The sequence below is a fragment of the Alkaliphilus transvaalensis ATCC 700919 genome, assembly GCF_000621485.1.
Taxonomy (GTDB): domain Bacteria; phylum Bacillota; class Clostridia; order Peptostreptococcales; family Natronincolaceae; genus Alkaliphilus; species Alkaliphilus transvaalensis.
In genome coordinates, this window is the sequence record NZ_JHYF01000014.1 from 116372 (window position 1) to 130439 (window position 14068).

Here is a 14068-nt window from a genome sequence, read left to right on the forward strand (position 1 = left end):
TCATTTTTTCCTTCATTTTTTCCTTCATGTCTATACCTCCTCTTTAACCTTCGTGGGAGCTTGGGGATGGTTAATCCAACAGGCTGCTCCATGAAGTTGATAAATTTCAAACATAGGAGGCATTTCTATTCGACAGATCTTCATTGCATATTGACATCGATCTGCAAAGGGACAACCAGGTGGTGGAGCCAATAGGTCTGGAGGAGTACCTTCAATCGAACTAAGGCGGCCAGCATTTCTTTTTATATCTAATCGGGGTACAGATTTTAATAGGCCCCACGTATAGGGATGCTTAGAACGATAGAATATATCCTCTGATCGTCCCTTTTCAACTACTTTTCCTCCATACATCACCACTATTCTTTCAGCTATATGGGCTACCACCCCTAAATCATGGGTTATTAGTATGATTGATGTATCTATTTTATTTTGCAACTCCTTCATTAACTCTAATATTTGTGCTTGTATGGTAACATCTAGGGCGGTTGTGGGTTCATCGGCAATTAATATCTTAGGATTACAAACTAATGCCATTGCGATCATTACCCTTTGCCGCATCCCCCCAGAAAATTGATGGGGATATTCTTTAAATCGACTTTCTGCATTGGGGATCTGAACTAACTTTAACATTTGAATAGCCACCTTCTGGGCCTCTACTTCCGTAAGTTTTTGATGTTTCTTTAGTCCTTCAGTTATTTGACGTCCTACTGTCATTGTTGGATTTAATGAAGTCATAGGATCTTGAAAAATCATACTAATTTGACTACCCCTAATCCGTTGCATCTCCTTTTCCTTTAAATTTGTTATATCTCTATTTTCAAAAATAATCTCTCCACCTTTAATTACGGCAGGTGGTTCTGGGTTAAGCCTCATAAGGGATTTTGCTGTAACGGATTTACCACATCCCGATTCCCCTACAATTGCTAATGTTTCTCCTTTATATAAATCAAAGGTCACATCTCTAACGGCCTGCACTTCTCCAGCGTAGGTGTTGAAGGACACTTGGAGCTTATTGACCGCTAATATTCTTTCCCTCATTTTTTATCCCCCCTTTATCTATTTTCTTAGCCTTGGATCTAGCGCATCCCTTAAGCCATCCCCTAATAGGTTAAAGGCCAACATCGTTAAACTTATGGTGATACCTGGAATAAGCAGCTGGTGAGGGAACTGTCTAAAGATTTGTGCCCCTTGATTTGCTAATACTCCCCATGAAGCATAGGGCACTGGTATTCCTAGTCCAATAAAACTTAAAAAGGCTTCCGCAAAAATCATTCTAGGAATCATCATCGTCATGTTTACGATAATTGGTCCCATTGTATTAGGAATTAAATGTTTGAATATGATTCTTTTACTATCTGCCCCTAGTCCCTTAGATGCAAGAACATATTCAGAATGCTTTAACCTCATCACTTCACCTCGAACGATCCTAGCTGTACCCATCCAACTTGTTACTGTTAACACAATAATGATTGGTAAAAAACCAGGTTTCATTACTGTTAATAAAAGGATAATATATAGCATATCTGGTACTGTCATTAATACTTCAACAAACCGCATCAGTAGATCATCTAGCCTTCCTCCGAAGTAACCAGATATCCCTCCATAGATAATTCCAAATATAGAGGTGATAAAAACTGATAAAAAGGCTATTGCGAAGGATACCCTACCACCCTCCCACAGCCGTGTGAATAGGTCTCGACCAAATTCATCAGTCCCAAACCAGTAGGTTTTATTAATCCATCTTTCTCCAGGGGTAGAGACCACTAGTTTTGATCCCTTTATTTCAAAGTTAACTCCTCTAAAACTAGGATCTTCCTTTAGAATAGCATCTGATTCATTATTGAGCTTTTGAAGGATACTACTCCATGTATCTGATTTTACTACCTCAATGGCAATATGGTATTCCTTTCTATCCCCCTGCCAGGCTTCGTCGGTTTGGTTACCCACCTTTAATGCTATTTTCCCTGCAGATTTTAATTGTACATTCGTAAAGATTAATTTTGTTTTTCTAAAATTATAGCGATATTTTTTATAGGAAAAAACATCATTTGCCGTCATCATAATGCTTCTAGCGTTACTCATAATAGGGGTTTGATTTTGCTGACTTAAATCTTGCCGACGATATGTATGTCCATTTATACTTGCAGACAATATTGGTCCTATTATTGACATGATAATTAGAATGCTTAAAATGACTAATGAGAATATGGCTACTTTATTTTTTTTCAGTCGACGGGATGCATCTTGAAAGTAGGTTAGACTTGGTCTTTTAATTGCTTCAGCTGCCTCAAGATTTTTACCTACATGGGCAAATAATTCTTCATTAATTTCTCTGTATTTAACAGTATCCATAATTATCTCCCTCTCCTTCCCGTCACTCGGAGTTTTGGATCAATAAAGCCGTATATAATATCTATCATTAAAATTGAAGCAATAATTAGGGCGGCATAAAATATTGTGATCCCCATAATCATTGGATAATCTTTCAAGAAAATAGTACTTACAAAATACTCTCCTAACCCAGCTACTGCAAAAATCTTCTCTATTACGATAGACCCCGTAATTAACGCTGCAAATAAGGGCCCTAGGACAGTCACTACGGGCATAATGGCATTTCTAATCACATGGCTCCATACAATTTTTCTTTTCGTTATCCCTTTAGATTTTGCTGTTACAATGTAGTCCTGATTTAATACTTCTAGAGTGGTAGTTCTCATTAATCTCGATATGAATGCTACTGAACCTAAAGCCAGAGTAAGGGATGGTAAGAGGTATGAAATTTGTGTACCATCTACCGTTACTGGTAGCCAACCTAGATTGACTCCAAAGGTATACACCAAAATAGGTCCCATTACAATACTGGGAACTGAGATACCAATAATTGCGATAAAAATTGTAAAATAATCAAAAACCTTCTGATGGTTTAAAGCTGCAATGATTCCAAAGGTCAATCCAAAAGCCACAGCTATAACCATAGCCCGCCATCCTAAAGCAAAGGATTTTGGAAAGCTTTCTTGAATCATTTTGGTTACAGATCTCCCTGGAAATTTTAGAGATGTTCCTAGATCTCCCCTCATTAAATTTTTCATGTATAGGGCATATTGTTCTGGTATTGATTTATCTAAACCATATTGTTTGATTAGGGTAGCTTTAACATCGGGCTTTAACTTAGGATCATTAAAGGGATCCCCGGGCAATATTTTCATTAGTCCAAATGTAATTGTTGCAATCACCCAAAGGGTGATTAGTGCATAAAGGCAACGCTTAAGAATGTATCGCAACACATGCAGGCCCTCCTTTTCATTTTCATTTACACCGACTGATTTAAATATAATATATAGGAAAGGCATACTAATATAGTCATATGCCTTTCCATAACTTAAATATATTACTTGGCTAACTTTGCATTCATATCTATATCAGCCCAATAGAAGTCAGTTGTTGCCCCAATACCTTTATTAACAACACCTGTTAGGTATTTTTTAAAGGTCCAGTGGGCGATTCTATAATATTGGGGTGCCAATGCTGCATCTTCAAATAGTAACTTTTCTACTTGATACATATACTCCATACGTTCCTTAGCATTGCTTTCTGTTTTAGCAGCTCTAATTAATCGATCTACTTCTGGATTGCTGTACTTACCGCTATTATTGGGGTTAGTAGATTCAAATAACTCTAAGAAAGTCATTGGATCTGGGTAGTCTGGTCCCCATCCAGATGAAGCAAGGTGGAAATCTCCTTTTTGAAGCCTTGTTAACTGCTCACTCCAAGGTAATGGCATTAGGTTGACTGTTATGCCTATCTCTGCCCAATCTTCTTGGAACTTTTCAGCAATTTTTCTTGCAATGTCACTTTCTCCGATCATCATATCAATTGGCGGTAATTTGTCTAAACCCAGTTCCTTTAATCCCTGTGCTAGGTATTCCTTAGCCTTTTCTTTTTGGTTATCTTCAAAAAGTCTCATTCCAGATTCTTCTCTGAAGGATTTTTGGTAGCCAGGGAACATTGTTGGGACAAAGCCTAAGGCTGGTTCGTCTCCTAAATTGATTTTTGTTACAAAGGATTCTCTGTCCATAGCATACATAATGGCCTTTCTAATATTAGTGTTCTTCATAGGTGTATCCTCTACATGATTAAACTCTATATAGAAGGATGCGAAATCTGGCATATCCACCATTGTTTGAAGTCCATATTCTTCTAGTACTGCTATATCAGTAAATTCAGGTATATCCTTTGCCTGTATGGCAGATCCATCAAGTTGACCTGTCTTCAATAAGTTAGTTCTTGTTTGTACGTCATTTACGATTCTCAAGTTAAGAATGTCTAAATTAATGTTATCTCGATTCCAATAATGAGGATTTTTTTCAAGCTTGAAATTCTCATTATGCCTCCACTCTACTATCTTCCAAGGTCCATTTGAATTTAACCCTGAGGCCTCTAGTGAATAGTCTCCCTTAGCTTTTCTTTCATTGTAGAAGGTTTCTTTAACTGGTGCAAAAACTGGCATTGTTGTTAAGAAAGGAAAATATGGAGTAGCAGAAATAAGTTCTACTGTTATTTCAGAACCACTTGCCGATACCTTCACTTCTTCCCATAACTCATCTCGTTTGGCTTGGTATTGAGTTAATTCCTCTTCTGTCATATTTTCTACTCGTTCATCTTTTTGTTCTTCGCTTAAGTTTTTAAATGTACTGTCTATTTCTGCTAAAAAAGTAGCTTGATCATAATTTTCATATTCACTTGCTCCAATAATATATTCTGATAAAAGAAAACTATAGGGAGTATGTTCTAATGCTAATCTCCAGCCAAAGAAAAAATCTTCTGCTGTTACGGGTGAGCCATCCATCCATTTAGCATCCGACCGCAATTTAAATGTATAAACCCTTCCATCATCGCTAACCTTAAAACTTTCAGCAACACCAGGTACTGTCTCTCCATTGGCTTTACCCGAGCGTAATAAACCTTCACTAAACATGTTAGCCAAGATCATATCTGGCGAGCCATACATCTGTTGAGTATCTAAGGTCTGGGGTTCTGCAGCTGAATAATAGTCTAAAATTTTAGGGCCGTCATAAATGTCTGTCACCCCATCTTTAGGGTCATCACCTATTTTTTGGTCATCTGTATTTCCTCTACATCCTACTAATGCCAAGTTTAATACCATCATTACTGCCAACAATAGAATCCATCTTTTTTTACTTCCCACGATAAATCCCCCTTTTATTTAATTTTGGGTACCCCGAAACTTATAAGCTATTTAAATTATATTTTCTGAAAATTCATTGTAGTACAGGGGTTGTATATATTTTTTGTAACATTTATAAATAAGCTTCAATAGGCACTATTCTAAGCCAAAAAAAAGATACCTCCCTATTGAAGAAAGTATCTTTTGGGTTCATGCTAATTTTAGTTTTAGTCTCATTTGCAAATACAGGATAATCAAGTAATTACATAGTACATAGTACATAGTACATAATTATTAATTTATATAGAATGTATGCAAATATAAAAGGACCTATTATTATAACTTTAAAAGCTTATGCAACTTCTCCGTTAACAAAATTCTAATACTGATATTATTTTATTATTCTATATTTATACTTAGCAAACGATAGTGACATATTTGAGGTTTATTTTCATCCCAGTCCCATAGATGAAGACTAGAGCCTTGGCAATTACTCCAGACATGGCATCCTTTACAATGCTCTTTTTTCATCCAGTCTCTGTTTCTCATATTAGCATATTTAGTCTCCCACACATCTGAAAATAGGCTATCGTTAATGCTTCCTTGTATCCAATTTCTTGATAAAGAGGGACAAGCACTATAGGCCCCATCCCATAGGAGCCCTGCAATGTTGATTCCTGCACCACAATAATAAAAATCATCCCTTACTTCCTTTTCCCAATCACAACCTAAGTATCCTTCTTCGGAATAATTAATGTGGAGTTTTGAATCCTGCTGCCTTTTTTCTTTAATAAAACTAAATAATTCCTTAAACTCATCTGCTTTTAAAGATAAAGCCTTCGATGATACTGCTCTCCCCTTGGGAAAAATGGTTAGTATTCGCCAACTATTAATACCCAAATTTTTTATTTCACGATAAAGTTCATCTAATTGTTTTAGGTTTACAGGGTTAACACAAGTTATTGCTTCTACTGTATCAAATTTATTGGCTTTAGAAAATAATCTAAGGGCCCCTATGGCACGATCGTAGGATGTAGCTTCGTTTCGTAACCAATTATGAGATTCTCTAACTCCATCTAGACTTACTGAAACAGTCTTCATTCCTGTTTCTGCGCACTTTTTTACTACATTTTCATTTACTAACATCCCATTGGTTACCATGCCCCATGAAAAACCTAACTGATTAACCTTATTAAGTACATCAAATAAGTCCCTCCTCATTAGTGGTTCGCCCCCTGTAACTGCAACCATAACATCTTGGGCTGAATAATTTTCTGCTATATTAGAAAATACCTGTAGAACTTTCTCTGCTGGTAATTCTGTACAGTTATTATCTTTACTACAGTCGGACCCACAGTGGAGACAATTAAGATTACATTTTAATGTAGCTTCCCAAAAGAAATAATTTAGGTCATGGATATTGGCTCTTAGTTTCTTTCCCTGATTCCATCCCCATTGTTGGATTCTTTTTTTATAGCTATTCCGCTTATTAAAGTTCATCTTTATTCTCCATCTCAATACTTATTTCTTGGTCTCGAAAGTTATTAAGCTTAATCCTTTGAGATTTGAATTCTCCACCATTCTCTTCACCATCAAGATCCTCTACTTCTAAGGTTATGTTATCTCTACCCATTAGGTCTTTATTTACAATTGAAAAGCTTCCATCTTTCGAAGTATACACACTATCTTTGGTTTCACTAATAGTTACCTTAATATTGGATATACCTTCTCCATTTTCTTGTATCACCCTGCCATTCATTGTATAGTAAGACCGGGGAGGGGGGCCATACATTCCACAACCTGCTAAAGACCCGCCAGCAACAACTGTTGCAAAGAACGACAAAATAAAGCGATATGTTTTTTTAATCTTTCTTGCCATTTGATCTCCCCCAATCCTTAACCTAATATTATTCTCCTTGAAAAGTGCTTCAAAATTATCTTTCTATTATTTTACAACAATTCTCAATAACCTAACCATCTGAATTAGGATTAGAACTTGAATTAGCATTTTAATTAATATTGAAATGTATTAGGGCTTTTAAACCAATCTAAGTACTTTGCCACGTCTTCTTCTATTAATTTTCCTGCTAGTTTATATAGCTCTAAAGCAAATTCTAAGTAGGCTTCTGGTTTTGCAGAAACAATACCTCTATCGCTTTCATAGGTTGCCCCTGTCATGGTTCCCCTTTTGGGTAAAAAATCATAGCTTTCTCCAAGTGCATAATAACTTGTATACCTTCGGTTCTCTAATACACCTGCATAGGCTAAATAATCCACCCCTCCACAAATGCCGCCAATTATTTTTCCTTGTTCTTCACAGTTCCTAATTAATTGAAAGATATCATCCTTTGGAATCGGTTTTCCACCAGGAATAATTAATAGGTCGATTTCTTCCGCCTTTACTTCTTTAACCTGTCGATCCACTAAAAGACGGCGTCCATCCATACAAGTAACAACCTCTTGGTCGCTGGCAATGGTAAACATATTTTCCTTAGAAAATAACATTGCAGGAATACATAATTCTGTTTCATAATAACCGTCGTACAAATAAATTGCTATATTCATTTTCAACACCTCCAAAATGATTATAGCTTACAAACATTGCCATAAGATTGTCAGTGTTCTAAATATTATTTAAAAAGTTGCATAATTAAGATTAAATTTATATTATTTTATATTTTAATGATTAGGTTATTGGTTTTGGATAAATTTTCAACAATATTTTTAGCTATATTTTTTCATTGCTTCGATAAACTTATCTTTTATCAGCTCAACAAAAAATTCTGGACTTTTTATTGTAACTTCAGATACATTTCTAATAGCTAGTGTCTCAAAATAAACCCTCTTATTAGTCTCAATACGAATGTAATAATGTCTATCGTCACTTCCATAAATTATTGCCTCCTTCATTGCTCCATCGTCCTTTATTAGAGAATATAAATCTTTGTCTATTTGAAATTCAAGTAAAAAGGATGGATCATCTAAATCCTTCTCTTTATACTTTTTATGTAGGTCCTTGTCTACCTTTTCACTAGTAAGACTAATTGAGCGAATACGGTCTAGTCTAAAGGTCCTTTTGTGTAATCTTAGGTGACAGAAAGCATCTAAATACCAACAGCCCTCGCTATAAAATAAATGTAGGGGAGAAATTTTTCGATCAACCATCTGATTTTTCAGAGGTACAAAATACTGAATGGCTAACTTCTCGTTATTTTTAAAAGCCATTAATATCTTTTCAAATGTCCCCTCTAAGTAAGATTCGGCATATATGTATTGCATGTCAAAGGTAATTCTATCTAAAACATCTTTATAATCTTCTACTTCACCATAACAAGCATTCCTAAGTTTTATATCTAATGCACTTATATTCTCTGTAAAGTCTGGTAAGCTAAGTTTTTTTGACACTTTTAACAATAGCATTAAGATTAAAATTTCCTTCTCCCATAATCTAATGGTTGGAATAAAATACTTATGGTCAATTTCGTATCCCCCATGTAGTCCTTCATATGCAATTATTGGGACATTCATTTGACTTAAGGCATCAATATCACGATAAATTGTCCTCATACTTACTTCTAGATAATCCGACAAGTCTTTAGCTGTCATACGTTTGTTTTGCTTTATAAGCATGAGGATCATTTGTATTCTTTCTGACTTTTTCATGTGTAATTATCTCCTGTTACATATGCTAACTATGTAATTTATGTAATTTGTGTCATTTAATACTACTGATTATTTCTACAAATAAAACCTAAACCCTCTAAAATGTTAAAATTTTCTATATATTTGTTAAGCCTTTTTTCTTTCTCCTTAAACTTATGTCCAAAATAAAAGCCTGATAGAAGGTGGGGTTTACCTTTTCAGACTTTTATCGATCACTAAACTAGTATCTTAACACTACACTAGATTTTTTTCCTATAGTTGTTGTAGCTGATTAATGTGAAAAGTTTTCATTATCCACATAGATAAAATTAAAGTTTATTGCTAATGATGCATGCAACATCTCTCATTTAAGTTACATCTTTTCTATATTGTAGAGGTGTTTTACTTGTAAGTTTTTTAAATGACATACTAAAATAATTAGCATTATTAAAACCCACTTGCAGGGCAATATCTAAAATAGATTGTTTCGTTTCAATTAGCAGTTTCTTACTCTTTTCAATTCTTATTTCGTTAAGAAATTGTGTAAAAGTCTTGTTGGTCTCTTTTTTAAATATGGTGCAAAAATAACAACGATTAATATTTAAGTACTCTGTAATTTCATCCAAAGTTATTGGATTATGATAATTTTCTTCAATGTAATCGATTGTTCTTCTAACATATGGACTAAAATAAAGGCCGTCATAACCAGCTTTTTTAAATTTCAAACAAACTTGATCTTTCCTGAAATTGTGCAATAGGGTAACTAAATGGGGAATACAGTTAGAGGGTTTATATAATATTTCTTTAGTACTTCTGCAACGGCAAGAAGTATAGGGACCCATAATAAAAATTCCTCCATTGATGTCCTTACAACAGATAGGTGTAATGGTAAAAGATAATTTTCCTCTTGTCTGTAGGGTTGTAAAAGTACTATTTAAATTACTTAGCAATTGTTTTTTACCTTCCTCATAGACATGATTTATTTCAAAAATTTTTTCTAACTGGTCTTCATATCCTATGGAACCTAAACACCCTCCATTAAGATCAAAGGCTTTAATAGGAATATGGGTGCTTAAGAAAAAGTTGTCCATTGTTTCAAGTGTAGAATTATATACAGGATAAATTTTATTCACTCCCTTTTAAAGAAATCTAAATATGCTTAATAAAACTAAATATAGTTAAGAATCAATTTAAATTAAATGTTAATATGTTTCAAGTGAGAAAGATAATCATACTCAAAATCCCCTTTGATTATATCAAGTCATTAAAGGAAGTGTCAAATTAACTAGACTAACTACAGTAAGGAGAAATTATGAAAAATAAATATTTACTTTTATTCTTAGTGATTTTATCTATTATTTCTATATTCATCGGAGTAAAGGAAGTTACTTTTGCCGACATATTATCTTTGCAGGATCAAGCAGTACTAATTATCTTACAAAGCCGTATTCCCCGTCTAATTAGTATTATTGTAGCAGGAATGAGCATGAGTATTTGTGGCTTAATTATGCAACAAATTACTAGAAATAAATTTGTATCACCCACAACAGCAGCCACAATTGACTCTGCCCGACTGGGGATGGTTGTATCTCTAATTTTTTTCTCATCAGCTAGTACATTTCATAAGATGGCTTTCTCCTTCTCATTCGCATTGGCAGGAACCTTCTTATTTATGACTATTTTAAAAAGAATTAAGCAGAAGGGTACTATTTTGATTCCTCTTTTAGGTATTATGTTGGGTAATGTCATTGACTCAACCGCTACATTTTTTGCCTATCGATATGACTTGATTCAAAGCGCTAATTCATGGTTGCAGGGTAACTTCGCTATGATTATTAAGGGGAGATATGAATTATTATATCTTAGCATTCCACTAGTAATTTTAGCTTTTCTCTACAGTAATAAATTTACTGTAGCAGGCATGGGAGAAGATTTTTCAATTAATTTGGGGCTAAATTATAAACAGGTGGTCAACATCGGTATTATTATCGTCTCTATTATTTCCTCTGTGGTGGTTATTACCGTTGGAAGAATACCATTTTTAGGTCTGATTGTACCAAATATCGTAAGTATATATCAGGGAGATCATTTAAAAAAGAGTATTTGGGCTACAGCCCTGTTAGGTGCAAATTTTCTTTTAGCCTGTGATATTTTATCCCGCATTATTATCTTTCCCTACGAAATACCCATTGGCTTAGTGGTGGGTGTTATTGGAAGTTTTATATTCCTTTATTTATTAATAAGGAGGAGAACAGCATGACAAATAAACGAAAACTAATCCTTCTTACTATTATTTTAGCCATTGTAACGGTGTTATTCTTAACATTGGGATTAAACAGCAGGAACTGGAACTATGGTCTAAGCAGACGCCTACCTATGGTGGCAGCTATCCTATTAACAGGTAGTTCCATTGCTTTTTCATCAATTATCTTTCAAACGATTACTAATAACCGTATCTTAACCCCTAGTGTATTGGGTTTAGATTCACTATATATGTTTATTCAGACCTTTGTCATCTTTGTATTTGGTTCTTTATCTATTGCCGCATCGAATCGTCATATAAACTTTGTTTTATCTGTTGGATTAATGATCTGTTTTTCAATTTTACTTTTTAATTTTCTTTTTAAGCGGGAAGGAAATAGTGTTTTCTTTTTACTATTAGTTGGGATGGTCTTTGGTACCTTTTTTCAAAGCTTATCCTCCTTCATGCAAATGGTTATCGATCCCAATGAATTTTTAATCGTACAAAATAGATCTTTTGCTAGTTTTAGCAGTATTAATACCAACCTATTAACGATTTCTTTTATTAGTATTATTGGCGTATTCCTTCTTACTTTTAAGGATTTAAAAATGTTAGACGTTATCTCCTTAGGAAAAGACGAAGCCATCAGTTTAGGAGTCAATTATGATCGGGTTGTAAAAAAAATGCTAATTGCTGTTGCAGTTCTTATTTCTGTTTCGACAGCCCTAGTAGGACCGATTACTTTTCTAGGGATACTTGTAGCAAACCTTGCTAGGCAGTTTATTCATTCCTACAAGCATAAATTTTTAATTACTGGGGCTATCTTAATTAGTGGGGTTGCCCTTGTAGGTGGGCAATTAATAGCCGAACGGGTAATGAATTTTAGTACCCCCATTAGTGTCATTATTAATTTTGTCGGGGGCATGTACTTTATATACTTACTATTAAGGGAGAGTAGAATATGATTGAAGTAAAAAACCTTACTAAAATCTATGGCGATAAAAGGGTTGTAGATAATGTATCTCTTGAAATAAAAAAAGGAAAAATTACATCTTTTATAGGTCCCAATGGGGCAGGGAAAAGTACATTACTCTGTATGATGAGCCGTCTTCTAAAGAAAAATGAAGGGGATGTCTATATAGAGGGAAAGGAACTTTCCCAGTGGAAGGACAAGGATTTAGCTAAAAAACTGGCAATTCTTCGACAGTTTAACAACATTAATATCCGTTTAACAATTCGAGAATTAGTCAGTTTTGGAAGATTCCCCTATTCAGAAGGTAACCTTACTGATGAGGACTGGAAATATGTAGATGAGGCCTTATCTTACATGAAGCTTAAGGATATTGAAGACAAATATCTTGACCAACTTAGTGGTGGTCAAAAACAAAGAGCTTATGTTGCTATGGTTATAGCCCAAAATACAGACTATATCTTCTTAGATGAACCTCTAAATAACTTAGATATGAAACATGCTGTAGAGATTATGAAAATTTTAAGATCTTTAGTTAATGATTTAGGTAAAACGGTTGTCATTGTAATACATGATATTAACTTTGCTTCCTGTTACTCCGATTATGTTATCGCTTTAAAGGATGGAAGGATTGCCCATGAGGGTTCCATTGATCATATTATTGAAAGCTCTGTTTTAGGTGAAATCTATGATATGGATATAAAAATAGAGAATATAGAAAACAACAGAATCTGTATTTATTATTAGCTTTTTAATCATGTATTTAGATTAAGAGATTTGCTATTGGGTGTCGTTTTCCATTGTTATTTAAAGGGGGTTAAATTAGCTTCTTGATATTTAATCAAATTTACATCGCTTAATATGTAAGTCTCTTAATTACAAATAAAAAAATATATTTAAATAATAAAAAAATTATAAGAGGTGAAAGAAATGAAAAAAAATAATCGTTTTACTTTAGCAATTTTATTAGTACTTATTTCAGTTTTAGCTTTTACAGGCTGCAGTAGCACGCCTAGCCAATCTAATGAAACTAGCACACCTGCAGCAGGAGAGGTTGAAGAAATCGTTACTGTTACTGTTAATCATGAACTAGGGCAAGCAGTTGTTAATAAAAATCCTCAAAGGGTTATTGTATTTGACTATGCCACTTTAGATTCTTTAGATGCTTTAGGTATTGAAGTAATTGGTTTACCTAAGTCAAATGTCCCTGCATACCTGTCTAAATTTAATGATGACAAATATGAAGACGTAGGAACATTATTCGAGCCTGATTTTGAAAAAATATTTAGTATGGAACCAGACTTAATTTTAATTTCTGGAAGACAAAGAGATGTATATCCAGAACTTGAAAAAATAGCACCCACTGTATTTTTAACAGTTGATACAAGTGACTATGTTGGATCTCTTACTGATAATGTAACATTATTAGGTGAGATATTCGGTAAAGAAACTGAAGCGGTAGCAGAGCTTAAAAAGGTTACTGACTCTTTAGAAGCTGTAGGACAAAAAGTTGCAGATTTAGGTAAAAATGCCCTTATTATCATGGCTAATGAAGGAAACTTAAATGCCTATGGACCAGGTTCAAGATTTAGTATCATTCATAATGAATTTGCTTTCATAGCTGCTGATGAGGAAATTGAAGTAGCTAACCATGGTATGAATGTATCTTATGAATACATTGTTGAAAAAGATCCAGATTATATCTTAGTTATTGACAGAGGAGCCGTTACTGCTGGAAATGCTAGTTCTTCTCAGTTATTTGACAATGATTTAATGAAACAAACTCAAGCGATCCAAAATGATAATATGATTTACCTTAATTCCCATGTTTGGTATGTAGCTAGTGGCGGATTGATAGGTACTAGCATTATGATTCAAGAGATTGAAGATGGAATTAAATAAGGGTTAGTGACTTATTTGTCTAGCTTAAATCTAAAAATTAAAATGAAAATCTAAATTTTAAAATACTAAAATTTAAAATACTAAACAACTATCCTCTCCCCCTTGAGGATAGTTGTTTATTTTAACT

Annotated in this window: 13 protein-coding genes; 4 read left to right on the forward strand and 9 right to left on the reverse strand. The window is 34.1% G+C overall.

Annotation, left to right across the window (positions count from 1 at the left end; translation table 11 throughout):
* Positions 1–30 precede the first annotated feature (30 nt).
* From T335_RS0110990 to T335_RS22685, 9 genes are all read right to left on the reverse strand, one after another.
* On the reverse strand, positions 31–1038 hold the full coding sequence (locus T335_RS0110990; RefSeq protein ID WP_026477592.1) for an ABC transporter ATP-binding protein: 1008 nt from the start codon (positions 1036–1038) through the stop codon (positions 31–33).
* A gap of 18 nt (positions 1039–1056) precedes the next feature.
* Positions 1057–2352, reverse strand: a complete 1296-nt coding sequence (locus T335_RS21665; RefSeq protein ID WP_051569273.1) for an ABC transporter permease — start codon at positions 2350–2352, stop codon at positions 1057–1059.
* A gap of 2 nt (positions 2353–2354) precedes the next feature.
* Positions 2355–3284, reverse strand: coding sequence for an ABC transporter permease (locus T335_RS0111000; RefSeq protein WP_026477593.1), 930 nt, complete (start codon positions 3282–3284; stop codon positions 2355–2357).
* Between the two features lie 104 nt (positions 3285–3388).
* The gene (locus T335_RS0111005) at positions 3389–5206 is read right to left on the reverse strand and encodes a peptide ABC transporter substrate-binding protein (RefSeq protein ID WP_026477594.1); all 1818 of its coding nucleotides are present in this window, start codon (positions 5204–5206) and stop codon (positions 3389–3391) included.
* A gap of 378 nt (positions 5207–5584) precedes the next feature.
* On the reverse strand, positions 5585–6685 hold the full coding sequence (locus T335_RS0111010) for a radical SAM/SPASM domain-containing protein (protein ID WP_051569274.1): 1101 nt from the start codon (positions 6683–6685) through the stop codon (positions 5585–5587).
* On the reverse strand, positions 6675–7064 hold the full coding sequence (locus T335_RS0111015) for a radical SAM-associated putative lipoprotein (protein ID WP_026477596.1): 390 nt from the start codon (positions 7062–7064) through the stop codon (positions 6675–6677). Before T335_RS0111015 ends, T335_RS0111010 begins: the two co-directional genes overlap by 11 nt.
* A gap of 134 nt (positions 7065–7198) precedes the next feature.
* Entirely contained in the window at positions 7199–7750 is a 552-nt protein-coding gene (locus tag T335_RS0111020; RefSeq protein WP_026477597.1) for a DJ-1/PfpI family protein, read from the reverse strand.
* A 159-nt stretch (positions 7751–7909) separates the two neighbouring features.
* Entirely contained in the window at positions 7910–8848 is a 939-nt protein-coding gene (locus T335_RS0111025; protein ID WP_026477598.1) for a helix-turn-helix transcriptional regulator, read from the reverse strand.
* A gap of 347 nt (positions 8849–9195) precedes the next feature.
* A complete protein-coding gene (locus tag T335_RS22685; protein ID WP_084281226.1) occupies positions 9196–9960 on the reverse strand; it encodes a helix-turn-helix domain-containing protein in 765 nt (254 codons plus the stop codon).
* A gap of 179 nt (positions 9961–10139) precedes the next feature.
* Here T335_RS22685 and T335_RS0111035 point away from each other — a divergent pair, with 179 nt between their 5' ends.
* From T335_RS0111035 to T335_RS0111050, 4 genes are all read left to right on the forward strand, one after another.
* Complete coding sequence (locus T335_RS0111035; protein WP_026477600.1) at positions 10140–11087, forward strand: ABC transporter permease; 948 nt, start codon at positions 10140–10142, stop codon at positions 11085–11087.
* On the forward strand, positions 11084–12034 hold the full coding sequence (locus T335_RS0111040) for an iron chelate uptake ABC transporter family permease subunit (protein ID WP_026477601.1): 951 nt from the start codon (positions 11084–11086) through the stop codon (positions 12032–12034). The genes T335_RS0111035 and T335_RS0111040 overlap by 4 nt, the downstream gene beginning before the upstream one ends.
* Positions 12031–12786: an iron ABC transporter ATP-binding protein gene (locus tag T335_RS0111045; protein ID WP_026477602.1), complete on the forward strand. Its 756-nt coding sequence runs from the start codon at positions 12031–12033 to the stop codon at positions 12784–12786. The genes T335_RS0111040 and T335_RS0111045 overlap by 4 nt, the downstream gene beginning before the upstream one ends.
* Before the next feature lie 183 nt (positions 12787–12969).
* Positions 12970–13941 carry a siderophore ABC transporter substrate-binding protein gene (locus tag T335_RS0111050; protein WP_026477603.1) on the forward strand — a complete coding sequence of 324 codons (972 nt, stop codon included), beginning with the start codon at positions 12970–12972 and terminating at the stop codon, positions 13939–13941.
* The last annotated feature ends 127 nt before the right edge of the window (positions 13942–14068 follow it).

Excerpts from the sequence above, each read along its gene's own strand:
- T335_RS0111010 (WP_051569274.1), bottom strand. The coding sequence starts at position 6,685 with ATGAACTTTAATAAGCGGAATAGCTATAAAAAAAGAATCCAACAATGG.
- T335_RS0110990 (WP_026477592.1), bottom strand. The coding sequence starts at position 1,038 with ATGAGGGAAAGAATATTAGCGGTCAATAAGCTCCAAGTGTCCTTCAAC.
- T335_RS0111045 (WP_026477602.1), top strand. The coding sequence starts at position 12,031 with ATGATTGAAGTAAAAAACCTTACTAAAATCTATGGCGATAAAAGGGTT.
- T335_RS0111050 (WP_026477603.1), top strand. The coding sequence starts at position 12,970 with ATGAAAAAAAATAATCGTTTTACTTTAGCAATTTTATTAGTACTTATT.
- T335_RS0111035 (WP_026477600.1), top strand. The coding sequence starts at position 10,140 with ATGAAAAATAAATATTTACTTTTATTCTTAGTGATTTTATCTATTATT.
- T335_RS0111040 (WP_026477601.1), top strand. The coding sequence starts at position 11,084 with ATGACAAATAAACGAAAACTAATCCTTCTTACTATTATTTTAGCCATT.
- T335_RS0111020 (WP_026477597.1), bottom strand. The coding sequence starts at position 7,750 with ATGAATATAGCAATTTATTTGTACGACGGTTATTATGAAACAGAATTA.
- T335_RS21665 (WP_051569273.1), bottom strand. The coding sequence starts at position 2,352 with ATGGATACTGTTAAATACAGAGAAATTAATGAAGAATTATTTGCCCAT.
- T335_RS0111015 (WP_026477596.1), bottom strand. The coding sequence starts at position 7,064 with ATGGCAAGAAAGATTAAAAAAACATATCGCTTTATTTTGTCGTTCTTT.
- T335_RS0111025 (WP_026477598.1), bottom strand. The coding sequence starts at position 8,848 with ATGAAAAAGTCAGAAAGAATACAAATGATCCTCATGCTTATAAAGCAA.